This window comes from Arthrobacter sp. Y3221087, assembly GCF_059089905.1.
Window position 1 is genome coordinate 1,285,775 of sequence record NZ_JBNHFE010000001.1, and the last position, 21,548, is coordinate 1,307,322.

Genomic DNA, 21,548 nt, shown 5'->3' on the forward strand with positions numbered 1-21,548 from the left:
TTTCATAATGGCTCCGGAGACAATGAGGCGCTCCATGAGCCCTCATCAGGGTTGCTGTTCCGGCAGGTCCCTCAGGAACGAACCGGACAGATTTTTGATAATTAACGCGCTCACCATAGCACCGTGTTGCTGGTGTAAACAGTGGTACTGCTGAGGCCCTTGAGAATCTTGTGACTATCCTGCGCTTATCCACAGTTGATACTGAGCACTTGTTGCAGAGCTGGGGGCTCTTTAGGCTTTTACCCAATCGCACTGCCATCCGCTGGGGAAGGCACTCGTTTGGGGGAACAATATGGATGCTCTGGCAATTGTCGAGGATGAAGTCCGCGAGCTCATCCGGCGCAGGGGACTTGATCCGTTGAGGCAGGCAGGCGAGGTTCGAAGGCTGGTTGAGGCTGTCGTTGTTGACTACGACGAGCGGGCGCTTACGGGTCCGCTACCCCCGCTTGGCCCTTTGGATACGGCACGCCGGTTCCTTTTTGATGCAGTGGCTGGCTTTGGAATCCTGCAGCCACTGCTCGACGATCCTTCCATAGAAGAGATTTGGCTTAATGCCCCCAATGAAATCTTTGTGGCCAGGAACGGTGAGTCCGAACTGACGTCCCTGAGCCTTTCGGAACAGCAGGTGCGGGACCTGGTGGAGAGGATGCTCAAGAGCTCCGGCCGCCGCCTGGACATGTCCTCCCCGTTCGTTGATGCGGCTTTGCCCGACGGCTCCCGGCTGCATGTAGTGATTCCCGACGTCACGCGCCGGCACTGGGCCGTGAATATCAGAAAGTTCGTTGTCAAAGCCAGCCGGCTCGAACATCTCGTCGAACTGGGCACCCTGACTCCACAATCAGGGCGGTTCCTCGGTGCGGCTGTTTCAAGCGGGCTCAACATCCTGGTGTCAGGGGCCACGCAGGCGGGCAAAACCACCATGCTGAATTGCCTTGCCGCTGGCATTGGAAGCAGGGAGCGGGTCATCACGGTCGAGGAGATCTTCGAGCTGCAGCTTCCGCTGCGCGACGTTGTGGGGCTCCAGTGCCGGCAGCCGAACCTCGAAGGAGAAGGAGAGATCCCACTCCGCCGTCTGGTGAAGGAAGCCCTGCGCATGCGGCCGGACCGCCTTGTTGTCGGAGAAGTCCGCGAGGCGGAGAGCCTGGACATGCTCATTGCGCTCAACTCCGGCCTTCCGGGGATGTGCACCGTCCACGCCAACTCCGCCCACGACGCCGTGACAAAGATCTGCACCCTTCCCCTCCTGGCGGGGGAAAACATCTCATCTGCTCACTATGTCAAGGCACTACAAGGCGCTTATACTGGTCCACATGAACTCAGTACGAGCGGCCATCTACTGCCGCATTTCCAAGGACCGCGAAGGCGCGGGCCTTGGGGTGCAGCGGCAGGAAGAGGACTGCCGCGAAGTAGCGCGGACGCTTGGGTGGGAGGTCGCCCGTGTGTTCGTGGACAACGACATAAGTGCGTTCAGTGGGCAGTTGCGGCCACAGTACCGGGCACTGCTGGAGGCCATGGGCGGTGGGCTCGTGCAGGGCGTTATCGCATGGCACACGGACAGGCTGCACCGGTCCCCGCTGGAGCTGGAAGAATACATTGACGTTTCCGAGAAGCGCGGAGTCACTACCCAGACGGTAAAGGCCGGGGAAATTGATCTAAGCACCCCGTCAGGCCGCGCGGTCGCCCGGACGCTGGGCGCATGGGCCCGGTACGAGTCAGAACACAAGTCAGAACGTATCGTTCGCAAGAAACTGCAACTTGCCCAGGCCGGGGCCTTCTCAGGCGGTCCAGTGCCTTTTGGTTGGATCCTTGAGGACGGCCAGCCGGTCGTGGTGGATGCCGACGCGGCCGAGATCCGCAAAGCGATAGAAGCCACTATTGCAGGGGCCAGCATAGGCTCCATCGTGAAGGATCTGAACACTCGTGGCGTCCCTACGAGGCGGGGACAGAAGTGGACCTCTACGAGCGTCCGGAACCTGCTGCTAAGACCAACCAACGCCGGGCTGTCAGCCTACAGAGGCGAGATAGTAGGAAAGTCATCCTTCCCGGCGATCATCAGTGAAGATCAATGGCGGGCGGTCTGCGCAATCGTGAGCAACCCTTCCCGTCGTTCACAGACGGACTCCCGGGTGAAGCACCTGCTGGCCGGCCTGCTGCGCTGCGGCAACTGTGGAGCGGCAATGAAAACGTCATCTCGTGCTGGCGGAGGGGCGCGGCCCAGCAAGTTTTACTACAAGTGCCCCACGACAGGGGCCGGACATGCATTCCAGACGGCGGAACCCGTAGAGCACCTTATCTCTGAGACTGTGATTGCCCGGCTAGATACTCCGGGTGTGCTTGCCAGGCTCAATGACCCGCGGGACCACGAGCAGCAGCATGCTTTGCAAAGCGAGGCGGCAGCGCTGCGGGGGCGTATGGATGAAGCGGCTGATAGCTTCGCGGATGGCTTGATGACCCGGAGGCAGTTGGAAGCGATCAATCAGCGCGTGGAGTCCCGGCTGGAGGCCATAAGCCAGGAGCTGGCTATCGCTGCGCGGGCCTCTGTGGTGCCTGCTGCGGCCGCGGGAAACGTCAGGGCATGGTGGGAGGCGGCAGGCATCGAACGTCAGCGAGCGGTCATTGACGCCCTTATGGTGCCTATCGTGGATCCGATCCGCAAGAGCGCTCCACGGGTGTTTGATCCTGAGCGGATTCGTATTGAGTGGAAGGTGGGCTGAGCGGTGACGTTGATCCAGGATATCCGGGTCGTTTGCACCGGGACCGCGAAGAACGGCCGTCATGAGGAAGTTGACTTGACGGTGATTGGCTGGGATCCGGAGTCCAAGCGTCCTGAAGTCGAATTTCTAGAGTATTCAGGACCAACACCCTACGGGCGTGAGAGGCCGCAGCTGTGGGACAGGGAACGGAATTTCGTTGATCACGGAATGACCTTCAGGTTCAACAGGTGTCCGCGGTGCCGGCGAGATACACCGCTCTCATTTTCCGTGCTGCATGGCTATGCCCTTGCTCTGCGGGAAGAGGGAAAATTCGACGCGCTGGGGCGGCTTACTCTGAATTTGTCGGCCCCGCCTGCTAGCCTAAGTAGTAGTTAGCTCGACTAGCTGAAAGTCTGCTGGACAAGACTGTTCGTCCAGGCCAAGCTCTCCCGCAAGGAAAGCGAAAACACTCTGCTGAACTTAAGTAGGTGCAATCGCTTTGCCTGGACCATCAAAAGATGTAGCTCGCGCCCGGGGTGTTGTTGCTGGCCTCTCACGCTCCCGTAGTGCCTCTGATCCTGAGTTTGTAGCCGCTCGGCAGCACCTCAAAGCCGTTTCGCTTGCGGAATACATCCAGCGCGTTGTCAGTGAAGCGCCGCCGCTTACGGATGAGCAGCTGGATACCATCACCCTGCTGCTGCGTCCCGGGGGCGGTGCGGCATGAGCGCAAAGGAAGCCCCCACAGTGGGGCCTGTGGGGGCTACAACGGGTCTAGGGGACCTCAGTACTGATTCTACGGGCGATGTAGCCCCGCTACAGTCGGGCCACGCCAACCCAAGCGACATTACCCTTGCGATTCTCCGCAAGTCCGCCGCAGCCTTCGGCCTGACGCTTTGCTGCCGGTGTAGCCGGTGCAACGCGCCTCTTTGGAACTCCCGCAGCGTCTCTGCCAAGCTCGGACCTGTTTGCCGGAAGCGGGTGCCGGCATGAGCATCGAAGCGTTGAACTGGGCCTTTCAGCAAAACGTAACGCCGATGGCCCGGAAGTTTGTTTTGGTCGTCTTGGCGAATTACGCGGACGAAAAGCATTCTTGCTTTCCCGGCCAAGAAACAATTTCGGAGCAAATAGGCGCATCGGTAGCAACGGTGCGCCGGGCTCTAAAAGACCTGGAATCAATGCAACTGGTCCAGCGTGAAAAGCGGTTTCGGGAGAACGGTAATCGTACCTCTGACCGGTACGTACTACCGGTCAATCTGACTACTGGTCAACCTGACCGCCGGTCATTGAGTGATCCACCACCGGTCAATTTGTCATCCACCACCGGTCAATTTGCACGAGCAGAACCATCAGTTAACCCAGAGAAGGAACCTAAAGGAGGGGAGCGCAAGCGCTCCCGGGCCTCCACCACCATTCCTGCTGCTTTTGAAGTCACTGAATCCAACATGACATGGGCGAGAGAAAAAGCCCCTGGTCTGGATTTGGTGGAAGAAACTGAGCGCTTTTGCAATTACCACGCGGCAAAAGGCGGCGCATTCAAGGATTGGCAAGCGGCCTGGCGTACATGGATCGGCAATGCCGTGAAATATCAAAAAGCGTCCACTCTGCAACCCCAACGAGTGCAGGAGTGGGACTAAATGGCAGTTTCGCTATTCTTTGATATTTTCGGCCGCGACAAGGGCGTCGGCCAAATGCTGGACGACGTAGGGGCCAAGGCTGAGGGGATGGGTTCCCGGGCCGCCAGCGGAATCCAGAAGATGGCTGCCCCGGCTGCCGGGGTGCTTGGCGGGTTGGGTCTTGTGGCGGGCAAGTTTGGTGCGATGGCCGCGGAAGCTGAGCAGTCCAGCGGAGCTGTGGAAAGCGTCTTCGGTTCCGCTGCCACCAAGGTGGAGGAATTCGCGTCCCGGTCTGCCGGGGCGGTGGGCCTTTCCAGCCAGCAATATAACCAGCTGTCGGCCGTCACCGGTTCAGCGCTGTCGGAAGCGGGGGTTGCCGTTGACGAACTGGCGGATAAGAATGACCAGCTGATCACCCGAGGCGCTGACCTGGCATCGGTGTTTGGTGGTACGACGGCGGACGCCGTAGGGGCCATGGGCGCGGCCCTCCGCGGCGAGTTCGATTCACTGGAGCAGTATGGCGTGAATTTGTCGGCTGCCAAGGTGGAAGCGGAGCTTGCGGCGCGCGGGCAGAGGGACTTGGGCGGCGCGGCTGGTGAGGCGGCCGAAAAACAGGCAATTTTGGACCTGATCATGCAGGACAGCGCAAAGCACGCCGGGAACTACGCTGACGAGGCGGATACCGCGACAGGGGCGCATGACAGGGCGAATGCGTCGTTCGCGGACGCCGGGGCAAAGCTCGGGGAAGTCCTGCTGCCGGCCATGGGCTTTGTGGCGGATGCCGCAGCCGGCATGGCTAAGTGGGTTGGCGAGAATTCAGAGCTGGTGACCATCCTGGCGGGCGTAGTCGGTGGCCTGGCAGCAGCCGTGGTCATCATGAATACCGCCCTGGCTATAACCAGCATAATTATGGCCCCTCACGCGCTACTGATTGCCGGGATAGTGGCGGCCCTTGCGGGGCTGACCGCCGCCGTGGTTTGGGCTTACGAAAACGTGGGCTGGTTTCGGGACGGTGTGGATGCCGCCTTTTCCGGGATCAAGACAGCCATAGGTGCCGTAGTGGACTGGTTTACCGGGACCATAGCGCCAGCCTTTTCAAACAGCCTAGGGCAGATCAAGGGGTTCTTTGATGACACGGTGACGAACGTTGGCCGGATCTGGAACGGGATCAAGGACAAGACCAAGGAACCGATCAACTGGGTTATCGACGTCGTTATCAACAACGGCATCGTCAAGGGCTTCAACGATTTCTCCAGGGGCTTGTTCGGTAAGGACGCTCCACAGCTGGGCACCATGGCCCGGTTGTGGGATGGCGGGTACACGGGCGACGGGGACAAGTACGAGCCCAAGGCTGTTGTCCACGGCGGCGAGTACGTGTTCACCAAGGAAGAAACCGCAAAGGCGGGCGTATCCAACCTTCGGCGGCTGGCGCGGGTTCTGCGGGGCTACGCTGACGGCGGTTTTGTCAACCCGGTGGACGGCGGCGGTACGGTTACGCAGCCGTACCGCGGGGCCGCCCACAACGGCATCGACATTGGTGCCCCGTTGAACACCAAGATCATGGCGGCGTTCGACGGCAACGTGGCATGGGCAGGTTGGAGCCCTCACGGCGGCGGCAACGAGATCCATATCAAGCACGCTGGCGGGTGGGAAACCTGGTACGCCCACTTGAACCGGATCCTGGTGAAGGCGGGGCAGGTTGTGAATCGGGCAATGACCATCGGCCTGATGGGTTCGACTGGCAAGTCTACTGGCTCCCACCTGCACTACATGCTGTTGAAAGGTGGCTGGCCCAACCACGTGGATCCGGCACCCTACATGTCCGGCAAGGTGCCGGCGCTGGCCATCAATCCGATAGCGGCAATCATCGACGGGCTGGCCGGGACGCTTCGGGGGGCGTTCGGGGCGGGCAACCTTATGGCTGAACTGGCGTTCGGTGTTGGCAAGAAACTCGCTGGTGTCGCGGGCGACTGGGGCATGAAGCAGCTCGGTTTCGGCAGCACGGGCGGATCCATGCGCCTGGGTGTGTTCGATCAGGGCGGCTGGCTGGATACACAAGCCATGGCCCTGAACATGAGCGGCAAGCGGGAAGCGATGATCCCGTATGAGCAATGGCAGAACGTAGTCACGCACGCGGGTCGGAGGCCAGTGCTTGACCTGGACGGTTACGAGCTGGTCCTGAACGCGGACGCCACCAAAGCAACCTTCCGGCGCATCGCCGACAAGGCAGCCGCTGACGCGATCACGGCCGCCGACGAAGACGCGGCGCTGAGAAGGGCGGGTATGCCGTGAGCGCAGGAGACTATGACGCGGAAACCATCCGCAGCGCAGTGATCATGCTGGTGACGGCGCAACTGACAGGTGGTGCACACTTCAACCGGCTCCAAGTCCTGGACCTTCTGACCGAACACGACAGTGCAGCCTACGCGGCAGATCTGATCCTCAGCCTGGCGCACACCCTGGCTAACGCAGTCGCAGCAGGGCCGGGCGGAGTAGAGGAAGCCCTCCATTGGCTCCAGATGGCAGCGATAGCACCCCTACAACCAGAAGAGAAAGGCAACGCCTGATGGGGAAGCAGCAGAACAAGACCCAGGCAGTCAAGCGCCAGATCAAAGAGCAAGCCAAGCAAGCCAAGCGGGCCAAGGCAGCAGAAGCCAAAGGCACCAAGGGATCACGAGCAAACAGCAGGAGGAACCAACCATGACACAGCCAACCAAAGCCCACGCTCAAGACACAGCACTACGCACCCTGGCATTCACCAGGGCCATGCTCCGTAAGGACAGGGCAGGCATGGAAGCCCTGAAACCCACCAACGACACAGAAGCCATCGAAATGCTCACAGCAGCAGCAGCAACCATCCTGTACCTGATCGATGAACGGGAAGACGTACTGGACGCACTCAAAACCGCGCAGCTCGCAGCAGGACGGGAATAACCGGTGACAAACCGGGCTGGTTTTTTGGTAGGGGGAGGGGTGAATGACCGCGGCGTCTACCGATTTTTCTCTCCCCGTAGATTTTACGGATTGTGTAGCCGGTAGCCGAAGTTACAACCATGGGATTTGTCGGCCCGGGGCCGTAGAATTGACTTACGGCATCCGGGCCGGCGAAACCACCCGGGAGCTGGGACACGGAGCTAGCATCCGCCGCAGGCCGGGAGGAACCCACCTGCTGAAGCCCCCAAGGGGCGGCGTTGAGGCACGAGGCACCGGGAGTAACCCCCAGTTCATTCTTTGGTGCCCGAGTTCGGGCCCCTGTTTCGTTCCCGAGAGGGGAAATTTCTAATGTCTAATTACAACGACGCGCCTCCTGCTGGTAGCCGGTACGATTTCCAACGTTCTTTCCCGGTTCCCCCCGGGGCAAGCCGTTTCGACGTGCTCCGTGGTATTCAGCAGGTCCTTCAAGATGAGGCCCAGGCGATCACGGATCTCTGTGAAGCGGAGAAGCGGGAGCTAAGTCCTGACGAGGAGAAGCGGCACAACCAGATCTGTGATGACATGAGGAACGTTCGGTCACAGATTGATGAGCTGGCAAAAGAGGCCAGCTGGAACGAGAGACTGCGGAACCATCCGGTCTTTGGGCAGTCCTTGGCGTTTTCTTCGCATTCTGCACCTCGTGAGGGTGAGTGGATCTATGAGGCCACCGGGCAGCGCGCGGCTGTCGCCAAGGGCGAGAGCTTCCGGTCCCATGCACTGGTATCCGGGCACCGGGAACCGAATGAGGACGCTTCCGAGTCCCAGTACGGCAACCTGGGCAACATGATCCGTGCACTGTCCACCACGGGCGGTTCGGCGGTCATTCCCACTGTGTGGAGTGCGCAGCTGATCGATCTGGCGCGGAACAAGTCTGCTGTCATGCAGGCTGGCGCGCCGATCATCCCCATGGATGCCGGCACCGTGAAGATCGGGCGGCTGACGGGGGATCCTACGGCTGCTTTCCGGGCTGAGGCTTCCGCGATCACTCCCAGTGATCCGACGTTCGATAACGTGACGTTGGAGGCCAAGACCATGTCCTGCCTCGTTATCGGCTCGCTGGAGTGGTTCCAGGACGCCGACAACGCTGACGCCATCGTGAAGGACGCTATTTCCAAGGCGATGGCCCAGCGTCTGGACCTGGTGGGCCTGTACGGCGGCATCACGTCCGGCGCGGGCACCATCAACCTGTCCACGCCGCCGAACCCGCGTGGTGTCCTGGCAGCATTGAATGCGGTACTGCCGGCCCACGTGCTGGGCGCAGGCGCCAACGGCACGGCACAGACCCCGGCCACGTACTACAACGAAGTGCTGGACACCATCTACAAGGTCCGGTACGCGAATGAGGAACCCACAGCGCTGATCTGGAACGCGAAGCTGGCCCGCCAGTACGCGGGCGCGAACGACACCACTGGCCAGCCGCTGCGGCTGCCGGCGGACGTGGAGGGCCTGCCCCGGCTGGGCTCCAATCAGATCCCCAGCTATACGCAGGGCACGATGACGAACCGGGCAACGGACCTTTTCGTGGGCGACTGGAACCAGCTGCTGATCGGGCAGCGCCTGAGCATCACTATCCAGGTGCTAACCGAGAAGTACGCGGACACCGGTCAGATCGGCATTGTGGCGCACTGGCGCGGCGACGTGCAGCCGGCCCGCCCTGCGGCCTTCGCCGTGTACCGCGCTATCCAGGGAGCCCTGTAATGAGCCGGGTGAGTGACGAGCTGGAAAATGCAGGGCTTGAGCCTTCGGAGGCGGCTGCTGTGGCCGCTTCAGAGGCCGGGCTTGGTATTCCGGGTCTGACGACTGGCGGCGGCGCTGAGAAGATCAGTCACGGCTACCTGCACACGGTCCACCCGGACACGGGCAACGATGTTGTGTTCGTGCCCGGGGAAGCTCTGCCGGACTGGGCGCAGAAGGTCCAGGCTGAGAAGCAGCAGGCGGCGCTCTGGAGCCCTCCTGCTGAGAAGCCGGCACCCAAGGGCCGCAAGTCCATCAGGGAGTCGGAGAAGCCAAAAGACGGGGCGTAAACGTCACCGCCGCCGGGTGGCATATTTTCCTTTCTGGCCCGGCTAATGCGGAATCGATGGCGGTGGAGGTTCTTCCCTCATTGCACGCCGCCAGCGCCCAACAAAGCGCCCTTCCCCTTCTGCTGGCGCACGGGGGAGGGCGCTTTTTCTTTTGTTACTGGACAGTCGCTGAGAGCAGGGAAACAGAGGGGGGGACCCCCGCCGCAACCTGGGGCGCGGGAGGCGGTCCCTTTACGGGGGGCGGGTCACGGAGTAGTGAAGTTTGCGACAAAATGTGGAGTGCGCGCGCACTCTCGTGCATACTTGAGCAATGGCGGAGGCGAAGGTGGGGGAGTTGTCCTCTTACAGAAACTTTGTTGAGGATGGGGAGGTTCTGCCTCCTTCACTCGTTGATTTTTGCGAGATCCTCGAACAAAAGGGATGGTTGGTCCAAAGCAGGCAAGCCAGGGGCTTTAGGTATTGGTGCAATTGCGGGAAGCACCAGACTTGGGTGGATGTTGCACCTATAACCGAGGACCGAATTAAATTTATCTGGCGAAAATCCTGCCTGAGCTTAAATGGAGAGGTGAACGAATAATGAACACGCTGACTATAGAGACAACGCTTACGCGCCACGAGGGCGAGGAAGACCTCGTGGAGCTAGGACTGCGCATTGACCGCATGCATGACGTACTTACGGCAGACCCTACTGTTACGTCTGCGGACGTGATGACAGTCGGCGGCTCGTGCATTGAGATCCTACTCATCGCTCACTCTTCTGACGGCGAAGATGAGTACGCGACGGAAGAACGCCTTTCCAACTTGATGGACGCGGCCCTAGAGGCTGCTGACATTTCAGCACCCCACGCAGCAACTGGCCGGGTGCGCGAGTTCGCACTGGTGTAATCACGACGCTCCTAAACGAAAAAGGGGAGCCTCACGCCTTTAAGGCGTGAGGCTCCCCTTTTTCCATATAAGCGCAGTAGCGGTCAGCGCCCGATCCACGCGAGCTGTTCCGTGGCCGCACGGCAGGCCCTGGCGAGTTGCAGCGCAGTATGCGGGCTCATGTTCTCGTCATCGGCCCATACGTTGATCCGCGGGCCGGTGCTGATCACTTCGCCGCTGATATCCAGGTTGTCGAACTGGGTAATCTTGACGGACGCGTTGGGGGTGTCGAGCAGGGAGCGCGTGTGTGTGCAGGACCAGGAGTCCAGTTCTTGGTTCTGGTTCCGTACGTCGTGGTAGTCCGTGGTGAAGGCCCAAGCAGGCTTTGGCGTGCCGAACACGAGGCGCGGGTGAATCCCGGTTAGGGCCTCGAACCTTTCTTCAGCTGTGAGCGATTCCAGGTAGCTGGCGCTAACGCCGTCGTAGGCCCGGAGAATGTTCCACCCCATGCTGTTCCGCTCGATCTGCCGCTCCCGGCTCTCCGCCGGCCAGGTGCGAGCCCGGGCGATGAACATTTCCGCTTTCTCAACGTCCAAGTGGTACTTCGCGCCTGGATCGATCATTTTGTACTGGGCTGCCGTGGTTTCCATGGCACTACCTTTCGCAGAGGGGGTTTAGTAGTGATTTCAAACTAAACCCTTCAGCCTTTGTTGTGCCCACAGTCGCCTCATGCATCGACCTTGTGGTGCACTGCAGCCGGCGGCCGGACGGACGCAGGGAGGTTACCGAAATCTTGTCCCTCGGCCGCCGCGTGGAAAACGGCATCATCGAGTCATCACTTGTTTTCGCCATGACGGACGGGGTCCTGCAGCCCCGCGCCAACAGCATGCCGGCGGCGGAGAAATTCGCGCGCGCAGGCTTCGACGTCGCTGCACTGCTGGATCCACGATGATTTCTGCCTTGCTGGGGGTAACGACAGGAACAGGGCTGTTCCTCATCTGGTGGTCGCTGTGGGAATCCCCGCAGCCGGGACGCCGAAACCGTAAACCAAGCCGGGTAGCCGATCTCCTGGTTGCAGCAGGGGTGGACAAAGTATCGGTCGGCGGGCTGCTGGGCACCTGCCTGGGCCTTGCTCTGTTCGTGGCCCTGGTCTTCTTCGCGGTCAGCCGCTCCTGGCCCATCGCGGCCTGCTTTGGGCTGTTTGCGGGCTGGCTCCCCGTCACCATCCTGCGATGGCGTGCCAAAAAGAGGACGGCCATGCTTCGCCAGCTGTGGCCGGACGTCGTGGACCACCTGCGTTCCGCCATTCGGGCAGGACTGCCGCTGCCCGAGGCACTGATCCAGCTTGGCGACAAGGGCCCCGAAGAACTACGGCCGGTATTCCGCGATTTCGGCGCGGATTACCGGGCCGGCGGACAGTTCGACGGTTCGCTCAACAAGCTCAAGCACAAGCTGGCCGATCCCGTGGCGGACCGCATCGTCGAAGCATTACGCCTGACGCGGGAAGTGGGCGGCTCCGACCTCGGCAGACTGCTGGGCACACTAAGCGAGTTTTTGCGCGAGAGCGCCCGCACCCGCAGCGAACTGGAAGCACGGCAGTCCTGGACCATAAACGCTGCACGGCTGGCTGTAGCGGCACCGTGGGTCGTCATGATCCTGCTGGCCACCCGGCCGGAGGCAGTGCAGGCGTACAACACGCCGGCGGGCGCCGCGGTACTGCTCGGCGGCCTCGTTGTTTCCCTGATCTGCTACTCCATCATGCTGAAAATAGGGGCCCTGCCAGAGGAAGAGCGGGTGCTCCGGTGACTGTTGCCTCGCCAGCCGCCATCGTCTGTGGAGCACTTCTGGGCATTGGCCTGTGGCTCGTCATCTTTAGGTCGCCGTATATGCGGGCAACGAGGTTTGCGGAGCGGATTGAGCCCCAGCTCAAGTCCCAGAACCTGGAGTCGCGGCTGCTGCATACCGGAGAGCAGACAGCTACCCCGTTCGGCCCGCTCGAAAGGATTCTGCGTCCCGTCATACGCGACCTGCTGACCGCGCTCGGAAAGTTGAATCCCTCACCGGGGGCCACCGTCCGCCGGCTTGCGCAGGCCGGAATCGGCAAGCCGACCATCGATTTCAGGGCAGAACAACTCCTTTGGGCGGCAGCGGGGTTTGCGGCGGCCCTGGGTTTGACGTTGGTCGGTGCAGCCGCGGGACGGTTCAACGCGCTGTTCGCGGCCTTGGCCGTCCTCGGCAGTGCCATCGGCGGCTTCATGCTGCGGGACTATTGGCTGGGGGTCCAGGTCCGGCGCCGGGAGGCGAAGATGATGGCTGAATTCCCAAGCCTGGCAGAACTCATGGCGCTGGCTGTGGGTGCAGGGGAGAGCGCGACCGGCGCCCTGGACCGGGTCTCCCGGAGCGCCAAGGGCGAACTGGCCAAAGAGTTTTCCAGGATCCTTGCAGAGACGAGGGCCGGCAAGCCACTCGTGCTGGCACTGCAGGAGTTCTCAGCACGAACCGATCTGGCCCCGCTGGTGAGATTCGTAGACGGCATCATTGTGGCGGTTGAACGCGGCACGCCTTTGGCCGATGTGCTTCGCGCCCAGGCACAGGATGTGCGCGATACCGCCAAGCGCGACCTGATGGAGTCCGCCGGCAAGAAGGAAATCGCCATGATGGTGCCCATTGTCAGGCGCTAGTAGTATTCTCGAACTATGGGCACCTATGCCGTCTACGTGAGGCAGTCCGAAGACAAAACCGGCCGTGAGGCGGCGGTTCAGCGGCAAGAGGCCGACTGCCGCCTGATGGCCCAAGCCAAAGGCTGGGACAGCGCGGTTCTTTACGCGGATAATTCGATTAGCGCTACTACCGGGAAGACCCGTCCCGCTTTTGAACGGCTACTGGCGGCTATCGATAGTGGGATGGTTTCCGGCGTCGTGGTCTGGCACCTTGACCGCCTGACGCGGTCGATGAAGGACCTCTCTCGCATCATCGACGCGGGCCAGAAGCACCGCGTGAACATCGCCTGCGTCCATGGCGTCTCCCTTGACCTCGGTGACGCGACCGGCGTGGCGGTTGCTCAGATTCTGACCGCCATCGCCGCCATGGAGACGAAGCACAAAGGCGACCGGCAGAAGGCTGCTAATGCCCAGCGGGCCGGGAAGGGGGAGGCCTTTTGGTCCCGCCGCCCCTTTGGCTATGACCGCACTGAGGCCGGCAAAGTATTCACGGTGCCGGAGGAAGCACAGGCCATCAGGGAAGCGGCCGATATGGTTCTCGGTGGGGCGACCCTGTCAAGCGTCGTGAGGAAGTGGAACACGGCCGGTCTCCGCACAACGGCTGTCAGCCGTGACAAGAAGGACAAGACGGTTGTCCTCAAGGAAGGGGGCCCCTGGGGTGTCACGCAACTCCGTCGGGTTCTCCTGAGTGAACGCTACGCGGGAACGCGGACGTATAACGGGGTGCCGCAGGAGGCTGCCGGGCAGTGGGAGCCAATCCTCGACGAGGAAACGTCCCGCCGGTTGAAGGAAGTCCTGACGGACCCACGCCGCAGGACTGCCCCTGATGATCTCAACTCCAAGTATCTTCTGTCCGGAATCTTGGTCTGCGCCAAATGTGGAGCGAAAATGTTCGCCGCACCCGCACCCATCAAAGCCGGGGGGAAACGCATGGTCTATCGGTGCTTCGGCGGATACTGCATGCAGCGGGACCTGGAGCAGATCAATGCCCTTGTTCAGAGCGTGGTCGTGACCCGGCTCGGGATTCCGGACGCCGCTCGAATCTTCGCTGTCGGGGACACGACGACAGAACTGCGTGTCAAGGCGCAGGATCTGCGGAACCGTAGGGACGGCTTGGCCGCGTTGTTGGCGGAAGGCGTCATGTCTGTTTCGGCTGTGCGTGAGCAGGCCGGAAAGCTGACCAGAGAACTCGGCGAAATAGAGAAACTGATCAGCAGCGCCGAGGGCCTGAATCCGGCCGCCGCACTTATCGGCGCCGACGATGTCGCCAAAGCGTGGTCGGCGTTGCCGCTGGGCACTCAGCGGCAGATCATTCGGACCCTGCTGTCTGTGACCGTGCTGCCCGCAGGCAAAGGGCGCGCATTTGACCCAGAGCAGCTCCAGATTGATTGGCGGTCTGCAGCATGAGCAGCAATGAAGCAGAGCTCGAAGTAGCCCTGCGTCGGCTGACCGAAACGGAAGCCTTTTTCAGCCTCGGCGATGCAGATGCAGGGACCTTCACCTGGCCGAGCGAGCCCACCCCCACGTCCTTGAAATGGCCGGTGGTGACCCTGAAGTGCTCAAGGGGACACGATCTGGGATTTATGAACTTAAGCTTCGATCAAACGTCCCAACGATGGGCAATGCACAGCGACACTGACTTAGAAGCCAGGCCCGGTGGGTTGGGGAACCGCGACTCCCGTCCAATAGTTAGCCTGGTTCGCACCGACTTCTCCTGTAGCACCTGCCAACAAAAGACCGGCAGGGCAGTGAACGCCCGACTGTCTGGGTCCCGCCTGATTTTCCTTTACGCCGAGGCGGTCATCGCCAAAAAGAGTGCCCTTCGGCTGCCATAGGGCTTTGATGCTCTCTGCAAGTGGCGCTATGCTCGTATACGGCGAAATTGATAATATTTCCGCCCCCTGACCTAAGGCAGCGGATCACCCCTTAGGTACGCGCACAGCGCCGGTTCTAGTCGGGCCGTTTCCTTAGATGGAGACGCCCTCATGAACGAGGTCCAACACCACAAGTGCCGTAGGTCGGCATTGTTGAGGTCACGTACCAGCAACGACCCGGAAGTCCTCGACGCCGGACGCGCACTTAGGGCCGCGAAGCTCGCTGCATACGTCGAGAAGGCTGTGTCCGAAGCGCCGCCCCTCACGCCCGAACAGATCGACCGGATTACCGGTCTGCTCCACGCTGGTGTGGTCGGTGGGAAGCAATGACGGCAGAGAAAAGCCGCCCAGCCCTGCAACCTGGGCGGCCATCACGTGAGGTTCTGACGGACCTGCAAGATAGCTATCCCTCCGCTTCTTCGGGTTCTCCAAGTGCCGTCTTCCTCACCGAAAGCGATGTCATCAGCCGCATCGAAGCCAGCGATACGGACTTCCAGGTCTGGCGCAACGGCTACGAGCGTGGCCTCATCGAGGGCGTCCTGCGGCAGAGTTTGAATGACGACGCGCTCGCTGATCTTGCGGCACGGATCGCCATTTCTCGCGTCGAAAACCAGAACGACGTACGAGCGACTATTCGCAACGCCATCAAGATGATTGACGTGCTGGTTGCTCGCGAGGCTCAAGCTAAGGCCGCTGCCCGGTCATCCATGAGGAAGCCCGGTGCCCTATGACGACCAACTGGTTTCCTGGCCAAACTCTCACTGACGACTTGACCAAGTTCATCTCGGAGGGAGAACAGCACCACGGGCAAGTGCGTATGGCGTATCGGTTCGCCGCTGCCTACCGGTCCCACTTCATGTATGTCAAGGGACTCGGCTGGTTCGTTTGGGACGGCAAACGCTGGGCCGAGGACGAGAAGGACGCCGCTAAGAAAGCTGTCCTCGATATCCTGCGGTATGCGTTATCAGAATCTCTTGGAGGCAACAAAGAACTCCGCGCCGACGTCCTCAAGTGCGAATCGTCTGCAGGCGTAGCCGGCGTCCTTAACCTGGCCTCGGCACTCCCTGGGGTGCGTGTCGCTATTGAGGCCCTTGACGCTGACCCCTACCTTCTGAACTGCGCCAACGGCACGCTGGACCTGCGTACCCGTGAACTGCACGCGCACAACCCGGCTGACCGCATCAGCCGCTTAGCACGGGGGGCCTACGAACCTGCTGCAGATCGGACTACTTGGGACTGCTTTTTAGGCACTGTACTGCCCGATGAGCAGGATCGTGCCTACCTGCAGCGGGTGATCGGGCAGAGTGCCTACGGGCGGGTCAGGGAGCATTTGTTCCCCGTCCTGTCCGGCAGCGGCTGCAACGGGAAGGGGACCGCATATGGCGCCATCGCCAACGCCTTGGGTGACTACGCAACCGTCATCAACCCGAACCTCCTTATGGCAGCGGAGCGCGGAGGGGGCGGCCCGGAAATGATGATGCTACGGGGTGCTCGCCTTGTTATTGGTTCCGAGACCGAGGAAGGGAGGCAGCTGGACGCCGCTCTCATGAAGCGGCTAACTGGCGGTGACCAGCTCACAGCGCGCCGGCTCTACCAGGAACCGGTGACATGGACTCCATCCCACCAGCTTCTGTACGTCACGAACCACCTACCCAAGGTCAAGGGCAACGATCCAGCGCTGTGGCGGAGGATACGTGTGATCCGGTTCGACGTAGTGGTGCCTGAAGCTCAGCGGGACCAGACGTTACCAGAGCGGCTTGAGCTTTCGGCTGATGCGATCCTAACGTGGGTCGTGGACGGTTGGTTTGCCTACGAGGACCTCGGCGGCATGCATGAGCCCTGCAGCGTGCAGCGGGCGACAGATTCCTATCAAACGGAATCGGACGCCGTAAAGCGGTTCATCCAGTCCGAATGCGTCACTGCACCTCACGTCTCTGTGATGACCCGGCAACTTTATGGAGAGTGGACACGCTGGGCAGTGAACGATGGGGTCGACATCTTGACCGAACGGGCGTTTGCGAAAGAACTGGACCGGCTGGGATTTGAGGCTCGGCGCACCAACACGGGGGCCTCTCGCGCCGGTATCGCACTCAGGACTGAACAGCCGGGCAACGAGGAGAGGTGACGGAAGTGACGCTACCTTACAAATTCTCTTACGAGCAGACACTTGGGAAGTCTGCAGCAATCCGTCACTACTGTCACTCAACCGGTTTTTTTGAGAATGGAGACGCCAGGTGGACTTATTGAAGAAGCGCAACCGGGGACGTCAACCCCACGAACACAGCCCCGTTTTTTGCACAACAAGGCAACCGGTAGACCGCGCCGTGTACCGCTCTTTCTCCCCGGCATGTCCTGAGGTTGGCGCGCCATGAGGCGGGTTATTAGTGAATCGGGATTTGTTCATGGCGCTAACGGTTATCGCATGGGCTGCGGCTGTGCCAGGTGTACTGAAGCACATCGGGCCCGGTCGGAGGCCTACAAGGCAAAGAAGCGTGGGGAAGGGCATGTAGCGCCTCTGAGGCCCGTACGTGATGCCTGGGATGCCGACAGCGCGAACACCGGCCCGGGCCGGGTAGTGGGGACTTTGGAGGCGAAGGCGGGGGCGGCTGTGGCAGAGATCGGCGTTGCGGGCGCTGAGGCGGAGCTGTTGCGGGAGCAAGCATTGACGGCGGCGAGGCTCGTGGATGACGCTGTCGCTTCCGGGCGTTCGCACCAGGTAGCTCCAGCCAATAGGATTCTGAATGAGGCGCTCGATCGGTTGAAAGCCCTAAAAGAAGGAGCGCGTGCGAAAGCAGATTTTTTTGAGGGTGACGAGTGGCTGAATTCCGTCGCAAAAGGTTTTCCGGGCCAATCAGACTGATATGCTGCCGACAACTAAAAGGGCCGGCTCTTTGTCGCCTGCCGGGTCCGGGCAAATCACTGTCCTCATGGGGTCGCCTCGAAAATGGGTGTCGGCACCAACATTCAAAAGCGTGCCGTGCATGAGAATCACGAGCCGGGGGTAGAAGCTGGCTAATGACGCTTACCGGGTGAAGCTCCCCGCAGAGAACATGAATCCCTTCTTCGCTAACGCGGGTAGGCCTAGCTACGGAGCGGAGACAAGGGAACTTTTGAACCCTCGCTGCAGAGATGGACCAACACACCGATGATTAGGCTGATTGGCACCACTGCCTTGCTGCTGGCCTGTATGCCATCATCGGACTCATGAATGACAACGAGCCATATGTAGTCGCTGGCAGAGATATTGGGCCCTTCGTATCCGACTGGGCTGCTGTTCTCATGTCAGGGGGCGGGGCGTCTAGAGGCCTGCTCGACCACGCTGTTGATGACTCCGACTACTCCTACGGCGGCCTGTTCATGATGGGCCAACATTGCATCACAGGCCACCTCACCTGGCGGTTTCCAACCATCGTCGCAACAGGCTCGATTTGGAGGTAACAGTATCCCTGTTTGGCCTCTGCCGGCACCGCTTTGCCTTGGACGATCTACTGATTCACTGTGTGTTGGAGAAAGGTCCTTCGCGCTGCGTTTCACCGGACAGGTCCTACGGGAAGGGAGACCACGAGTTTGAGACGGGCCCCGTGGTGAGCTTCGTCAGCTCGTCCGAGGACCCCTAACGGGACGATGCGAAGCGTCTATACGGGACACCCCTTACGGGATGTGTGCGGAAGAAATCGTCACTTGGCCTGGCATCAGAGTTGGGGGTTATCCTCCCTCTGGGCCTACCGCGCTATTCAGGCGGGCTGTTTAGCAGTTGTGGTTCACTGCCGGCCGTGGCACCGGGTGGTCCCTGCCACATCTTTATGAAACGTGGCAGGCTCTTGCCGCGTTCTGATTGCGATGACAGGACAGACACCGGCGATGGTGGCTCCTTCCAAAACTGGACCAGGTGACGCTCAACTGGCGACTCCACGACATCATCAAAGGCGGTGTCGCGGCCGGTGGCGTGAAGCCGGACGCGGTATGTGCCCTTCTCCTCGCCCTCAATGGTCCCTACATCCTTCCTGTCCCGGCCTGTGGGCTCGTTGAAGTACGCCTTTCCTTCAGGGAACGTCAGGGACAACTCATGAATGTCCTCCCAGGCAGTGCCGTGAATCTCCGGTCTCTCGCTGAGGACCTCGATAACCAAGTCAACTGGCCCCACAGCGACGCCGGTGTAAATCAGTGGAACCATCAATGGAGTTTCCTGCCTCTCACCACGCATCGCCGCCTGCAGGGCGGCTGCGGGATCTGGAGGAGGAAAGGGCTCCACGACGAAGTCCACGACATGCTCGAATGCCTTGATCACAAACGCTGCTGATTCGATCAAACTGCCACTGCCTCTCATTGGATGTCGACATCAAATGCGTCTGTGCCTGGCGGTCGCTCATTGAGGCACAGGAAAACTTCCTCCGCGTTCCTCATCATCATTCCGGAATCGAACTGACGCACTACCGCGTACCAGAGCAGGGAAGCAAGCGTGAAGATCTGCAAAGTCTTCCATTGTCCGCTCACTCATCCCCCTCGGCAGTGATTGATCTTCGGATCACTATGACACAGCCTGAGCACCCTGTATGTGGCTACAGCGGGTGGCCATCCCTCTCCTGATCGTCCCGGTCCGGGTTCCCCTCGGGAGCTGACCAAGGCCCACGAGCTGGCTCCTGAAGTACGCTGGCAAGGTCCTTTCTGGACAGCTAAATCTTTGGGGGAAGAATCATGGATATCGTCCTGCCGGTCGTTTTCGCGGCTGTCTTTTTTTACGTCCTTTATGGAGTCATCCGGGCGGCGACACGAGACGGCATCATTGCGGCTAAGCAGGTCGAAAGAGATCGCGCTGCCAGTGAAGCCGATTCGCTGGGCCGTAGCTGAACCGTCGCTGTCTCGGTAGAGGATTCCGCAACGGGAAGCTCCGGCCTGTCTTCCGCTGCCCACGGTTGGGGTCAATTCGGGTTATCCACGGCTGGAATTGGGAGCCGGTGGGGTAGCTCCTTGGTCGCCGTAGCGGTGGATAACCCTATTGAATTGTCCCCGGTTGGGGGCAACGGCGCGGTTCTCACGGTGCCATCGGGAACCGCACTGGTTTGAAGCGCAGCAACGGTTTGGAGGGAAGCAAACCGTGAGGTTGCGCTATCCCAGTCGAGGACGGCTCGGGGCCGTCCGTTGATTTCATCAGTGGCGAAGCGGACTTCAGCCTGTTCTACGGTGCTGAGGTCTGCACCCTTACGAAAGTACTGGCGGAGCAGGCCGTTGGCATTCTCGTTCGAAGCACGTTGCCAGGGGCTGGCCGGATCACAGAAGTACACGAGCGTTCCCAGCGCCGCGGTGACTTCGGCGTGCTTGGCCATCTCGGAGCCACGGTCCCAGGTCAAGGTCCTCCGCAGCGTGGCCGGCAGAATCCCCAGGGCCTCAATGAGCTGGTCACGCATGCTATCGGACCTGGTGCCTGGGCGGAGCGCAAAGGCGATGAGGAGCCGGGAAGAGCGTTCCACCAGCGTCACTATCGCTGATTTGTTCCCTTTTCCCATGATGAGGTCGCCTTCCCATGGCCCGCTTCTTCTCTGGTAGCGATGTGGGCTGGGCGGTCACCAATCTTCAGAGCATCAGCCATGTACTGGCGTGGCTTCACCTTGGTCCTAAACCGCGGGCGCCTGCTGAACTTACCCGATCGCAGCAACCGTGCTGACCCGGCTGGAACGGGGCGGATGCTCAGATGGTAAAGCGCACGGTAGACCGTTTCGTGCGCCAAATGCCGGTGCTTCTCTCCTGGAAACCGTTCCTTCAGGGCTCGGCAGACCTGCTGAGGGCTCCACCGCTTCGACAAGCACTCCACGACGTATTGCCGCAACTCGTCATCACCGGCAAGCTTGGTAAGCCTCGGCCGCGGCCTTCTCTTCTGTGCCATTTTCTGGGCGCGGAACGGATGATAGCGACGTGAGTCGGGACGATTCCGAGCTAACTCCCTGCTGATTGTGGACGGTGACCGGCCAAGATCACGAGCGATGGATTGAAGACTCGCCCGAACCAGCAAACGGTCGGCGATGAAAATCCGTTCGTCCTCTGACAAATAGCGGCTGGACACACCTGTCGCAGGAACCGCCTTGCGGGGCCTTGGATCTAAGCCTTGCTGCACCAAGCCCTCCACCCCGTTGCGTCCATGCAACCAGCGATGGCCCGTGTTGGGGTTGATCCCAAGAATCTTGCATGCTGCCCGGTTGAGTGCCCGTCTTTCATGAGCTGAACGTACAAGGGTCTCTTCTCAACCAAGCCCGGAGGCCCCGTTTTCCTCGATCGGCGCGTCGAATTGCGCATGAATCAACGCCACTTTCAGTAGGTGTTGCGACGTTGGTGAGAAACCGCCCCTACAGCGACAGAGGACGAGCTGCTTCTCTTTGCCGTGCTGTTTGTCTTTCAAATGAGCGATACCCCTGGCGTTGACCCCGCGCATTGGGAAGGCGTGGACGCGCACCTGGATTATGCCTTCGCGTACTTCAGAGAGATTGGCGAAAAAGAGGCTGCGCGCAAACTCCGCGAGGACGTAGTGCGACGCAGCCTGCGGGAAGACCCGCCAGCATGGAAGGCGTTGAAACAACGTCAAAATAGCAACCCTGCTCGCCAAGCGCTTCATGACCAGGATATGGCGTCGATGGATCAGCGAAGCATCCGTGCGGCTCTCCTTCTCGACCCTGGGGGCGACTTCGATAGCGAATTGAGAGCATTTCCCCCAACCTGAGCTCCGGCCATACTCATGGACTTGTGAACTTCCCCTCCAAAAGCAGCGGTATTTGACGGCGTTCTGTCGCCGCTATAT

The 21,548-nt window shown here is 60.7% G+C and carries 21 protein-coding genes and 3 pseudogenes; 20 read left to right on the top strand and 4 right to left on the bottom strand.

Going from position 1 to position 21,548, the window contains the following annotated elements; all coding sequences use genetic code 11:
* Positions 1–292 precede the first annotated feature (292 nt).
* From AC5RUO_RS06080 to AC5RUO_RS06125, 10 genes and pseudogenes are all read left to right on the top strand, one after another.
* A pseudogene (locus AC5RUO_RS06080) lies at positions 293–1,279 on the top strand (TadA family conjugal transfer-associated ATPase); the annotation flags it as partial.
* A 97-nt stretch (positions 1,280–1,376) separates the two neighbouring features.
* Positions 1,377–2,714, top strand: a complete 1,338-nt coding sequence (locus AC5RUO_RS06085) for a recombinase family protein (RefSeq protein ID WP_494103052.1) — start codon at positions 1,377–1,379, stop codon at positions 2,712–2,714.
* 965 nt (positions 2,715–3,679) lie between these two features.
* A complete protein-coding gene (locus AC5RUO_RS06090; protein ID WP_494103053.1) occupies positions 3,680–4,327 on the top strand; it encodes a helix-turn-helix domain-containing protein in 648 nt (215 codons plus the stop codon).
* The gene (locus AC5RUO_RS06095; RefSeq protein WP_494103054.1) at positions 4,328–6,598 is read left to right on the top strand and encodes a peptidoglycan DD-metalloendopeptidase family protein; all 2,271 of its coding nucleotides are present in this window, start codon (positions 4,328–4,330) and stop codon (positions 6,596–6,598) included.
* Positions 6,595–6,873 (top strand): hypothetical protein, encoded by a 279-nt coding sequence (locus tag AC5RUO_RS06100; protein WP_494103055.1) that lies wholly within the window; start codon positions 6,595–6,597, stop codon positions 6,871–6,873. The genes AC5RUO_RS06095 and AC5RUO_RS06100 overlap by 4 nt, the downstream gene beginning before the upstream one ends.
* Entirely contained in the window at positions 6,873–7,010 is a 138-nt protein-coding gene (locus tag AC5RUO_RS06105; protein ID WP_494103056.1) for a hypothetical protein, read from the top strand. Before AC5RUO_RS06100 ends, AC5RUO_RS06105 begins: the two co-directional genes overlap by 1 nt.
* A complete protein-coding gene (locus AC5RUO_RS06110) occupies positions 7,007–7,240 on the top strand; it encodes a hypothetical protein (RefSeq protein WP_494103057.1) in 234 nt (77 codons plus the stop codon). The genes AC5RUO_RS06105 and AC5RUO_RS06110 overlap by 4 nt, the downstream gene beginning before the upstream one ends.
* 438 nt (positions 7,241–7,678) lie before the next feature.
* Positions 7,679–8,977, top strand: coding sequence for a phage major capsid protein (locus AC5RUO_RS06115; RefSeq protein WP_494103058.1), 1,299 nt, complete (start codon positions 7,679–7,681; stop codon positions 8,975–8,977).
* Positions 8,977–9,303, top strand: coding sequence for a hypothetical protein (locus tag AC5RUO_RS06120; RefSeq protein WP_494103059.1), 327 nt, complete (start codon positions 8,977–8,979; stop codon positions 9,301–9,303). The genes AC5RUO_RS06115 and AC5RUO_RS06120 overlap by 1 nt, the downstream gene beginning before the upstream one ends.
* Before the next feature lie 576 nt (positions 9,304–9,879).
* The gene (locus AC5RUO_RS06125) at positions 9,880–10,188 is read left to right on the top strand and encodes a hypothetical protein (protein ID WP_494103060.1); all 309 of its coding nucleotides are present in this window, start codon (positions 9,880–9,882) and stop codon (positions 10,186–10,188) included.
* An 83-nt stretch (positions 10,189–10,271) separates the two neighbouring features.
* Here the strand turns inward: AC5RUO_RS06125 and AC5RUO_RS06130 are convergent, their stop codons facing one another.
* Positions 10,272–10,817, bottom strand: coding sequence for a hypothetical protein (locus AC5RUO_RS06130; RefSeq protein WP_494103061.1), 546 nt, complete (start codon positions 10,815–10,817; stop codon positions 10,272–10,274).
* A gap of 50 nt (positions 10,818–10,867) precedes the next feature.
* Here AC5RUO_RS06130 and AC5RUO_RS06135 point away from each other — a divergent pair.
* The 9 genes and pseudogenes from AC5RUO_RS06135 to AC5RUO_RS06175 form a co-directional block, all read left to right on the top strand.
* Positions 10,868–11,119: pseudogene (locus AC5RUO_RS06135) on the top strand (CpaF family protein); the annotation flags it as partial.
* Complete coding sequence (locus AC5RUO_RS06140) at positions 11,116–11,973, top strand: type II secretion system F family protein (RefSeq protein ID WP_494103062.1); 858 nt, start codon at positions 11,116–11,118, stop codon at positions 11,971–11,973. The pseudogene AC5RUO_RS06135 and the gene AC5RUO_RS06140, both read left to right, overlap by 4 nt.
* Complete coding sequence (locus AC5RUO_RS06145; RefSeq protein WP_494103063.1) at positions 11,970–12,848, top strand: type II secretion system F family protein; 879 nt, start codon at positions 11,970–11,972, stop codon at positions 12,846–12,848. Before AC5RUO_RS06140 ends, AC5RUO_RS06145 begins: the two co-directional genes overlap by 4 nt.
* Before the next feature lie 15 nt (positions 12,849–12,863).
* Entirely contained in the window at positions 12,864–14,294 is a 1,431-nt protein-coding gene (locus tag AC5RUO_RS06150; RefSeq protein WP_494103064.1) for a recombinase family protein, read from the top strand.
* Complete coding sequence (locus AC5RUO_RS06155) at positions 14,291–14,722, top strand: hypothetical protein (protein WP_494103065.1); 432 nt, start codon at positions 14,291–14,293, stop codon at positions 14,720–14,722. Before AC5RUO_RS06150 ends, AC5RUO_RS06155 begins: the two co-directional genes overlap by 4 nt.
* A 192-nt stretch (positions 14,723–14,914) precedes the next feature.
* Positions 14,915–15,091, top strand: a complete 177-nt coding sequence (locus AC5RUO_RS06160) for a hypothetical protein (protein WP_494103066.1) — start codon at positions 14,915–14,917, stop codon at positions 15,089–15,091.
* Positions 15,088–15,492 carry a hypothetical protein gene (locus AC5RUO_RS06165; RefSeq protein WP_494103067.1) on the top strand — a complete coding sequence of 135 codons (405 nt, stop codon included), beginning with the start codon at positions 15,088–15,090 and terminating at the stop codon, positions 15,490–15,492. The genes AC5RUO_RS06160 and AC5RUO_RS06165 overlap by 4 nt, the downstream gene beginning before the upstream one ends.
* Positions 15,493–15,530: 38 nt before the next feature.
* Complete coding sequence (locus AC5RUO_RS06170) at positions 15,531–16,886, top strand: DNA primase family protein (protein ID WP_494103068.1); 1,356 nt, start codon at positions 15,531–15,533, stop codon at positions 16,884–16,886.
* 483 nt (positions 16,887–17,369) lie between these two features.
* On the top strand, positions 17,370–17,621 hold the full coding sequence (locus AC5RUO_RS06175) for a hypothetical protein (protein ID WP_494103069.1): 252 nt from the start codon (positions 17,370–17,372) through the stop codon (positions 17,619–17,621).
* An 870-nt stretch (positions 17,622–18,491) separates the two neighbouring features.
* On the opposite strand, the gene AC5RUO_RS06180 is transcribed toward AC5RUO_RS06175, so the two are convergent.
* Positions 18,492–19,070, bottom strand: a complete 579-nt coding sequence (locus AC5RUO_RS06180; protein ID WP_494103070.1) for a hypothetical protein — start codon at positions 19,068–19,070, stop codon at positions 18,492–18,494.
* A gap of 386 nt (positions 19,071–19,456) precedes the next feature.
* On the opposite strand from AC5RUO_RS06180, the gene AC5RUO_RS06185 reads away from it, so the two are divergent.
* A complete protein-coding gene (locus tag AC5RUO_RS06185; RefSeq protein ID WP_494103071.1) occupies positions 19,457–19,609 on the top strand; it encodes a hypothetical protein in 153 nt (50 codons plus the stop codon).
* A 71-nt stretch (positions 19,610–19,680) separates the two neighbouring features.
* On the opposite strand, the pseudogene AC5RUO_RS06190 reads toward AC5RUO_RS06185, so the two are convergent.
* Together AC5RUO_RS06190 and AC5RUO_RS06195 are read right to left on the bottom strand one after the other, a co-directional pair.
* Positions 19,681–20,882, bottom strand: a pseudogene (locus tag AC5RUO_RS06190) (IS30 family transposase).
* Positions 20,883–20,996: 114 nt separating this feature from the next.
* Complete coding sequence (locus AC5RUO_RS06195) at positions 20,997–21,365, bottom strand: hypothetical protein (RefSeq protein ID WP_494103072.1); 369 nt, start codon at positions 21,363–21,365, stop codon at positions 20,997–20,999.
* Between the last annotated feature and the right edge of the window lie 183 nt (positions 21,366–21,548).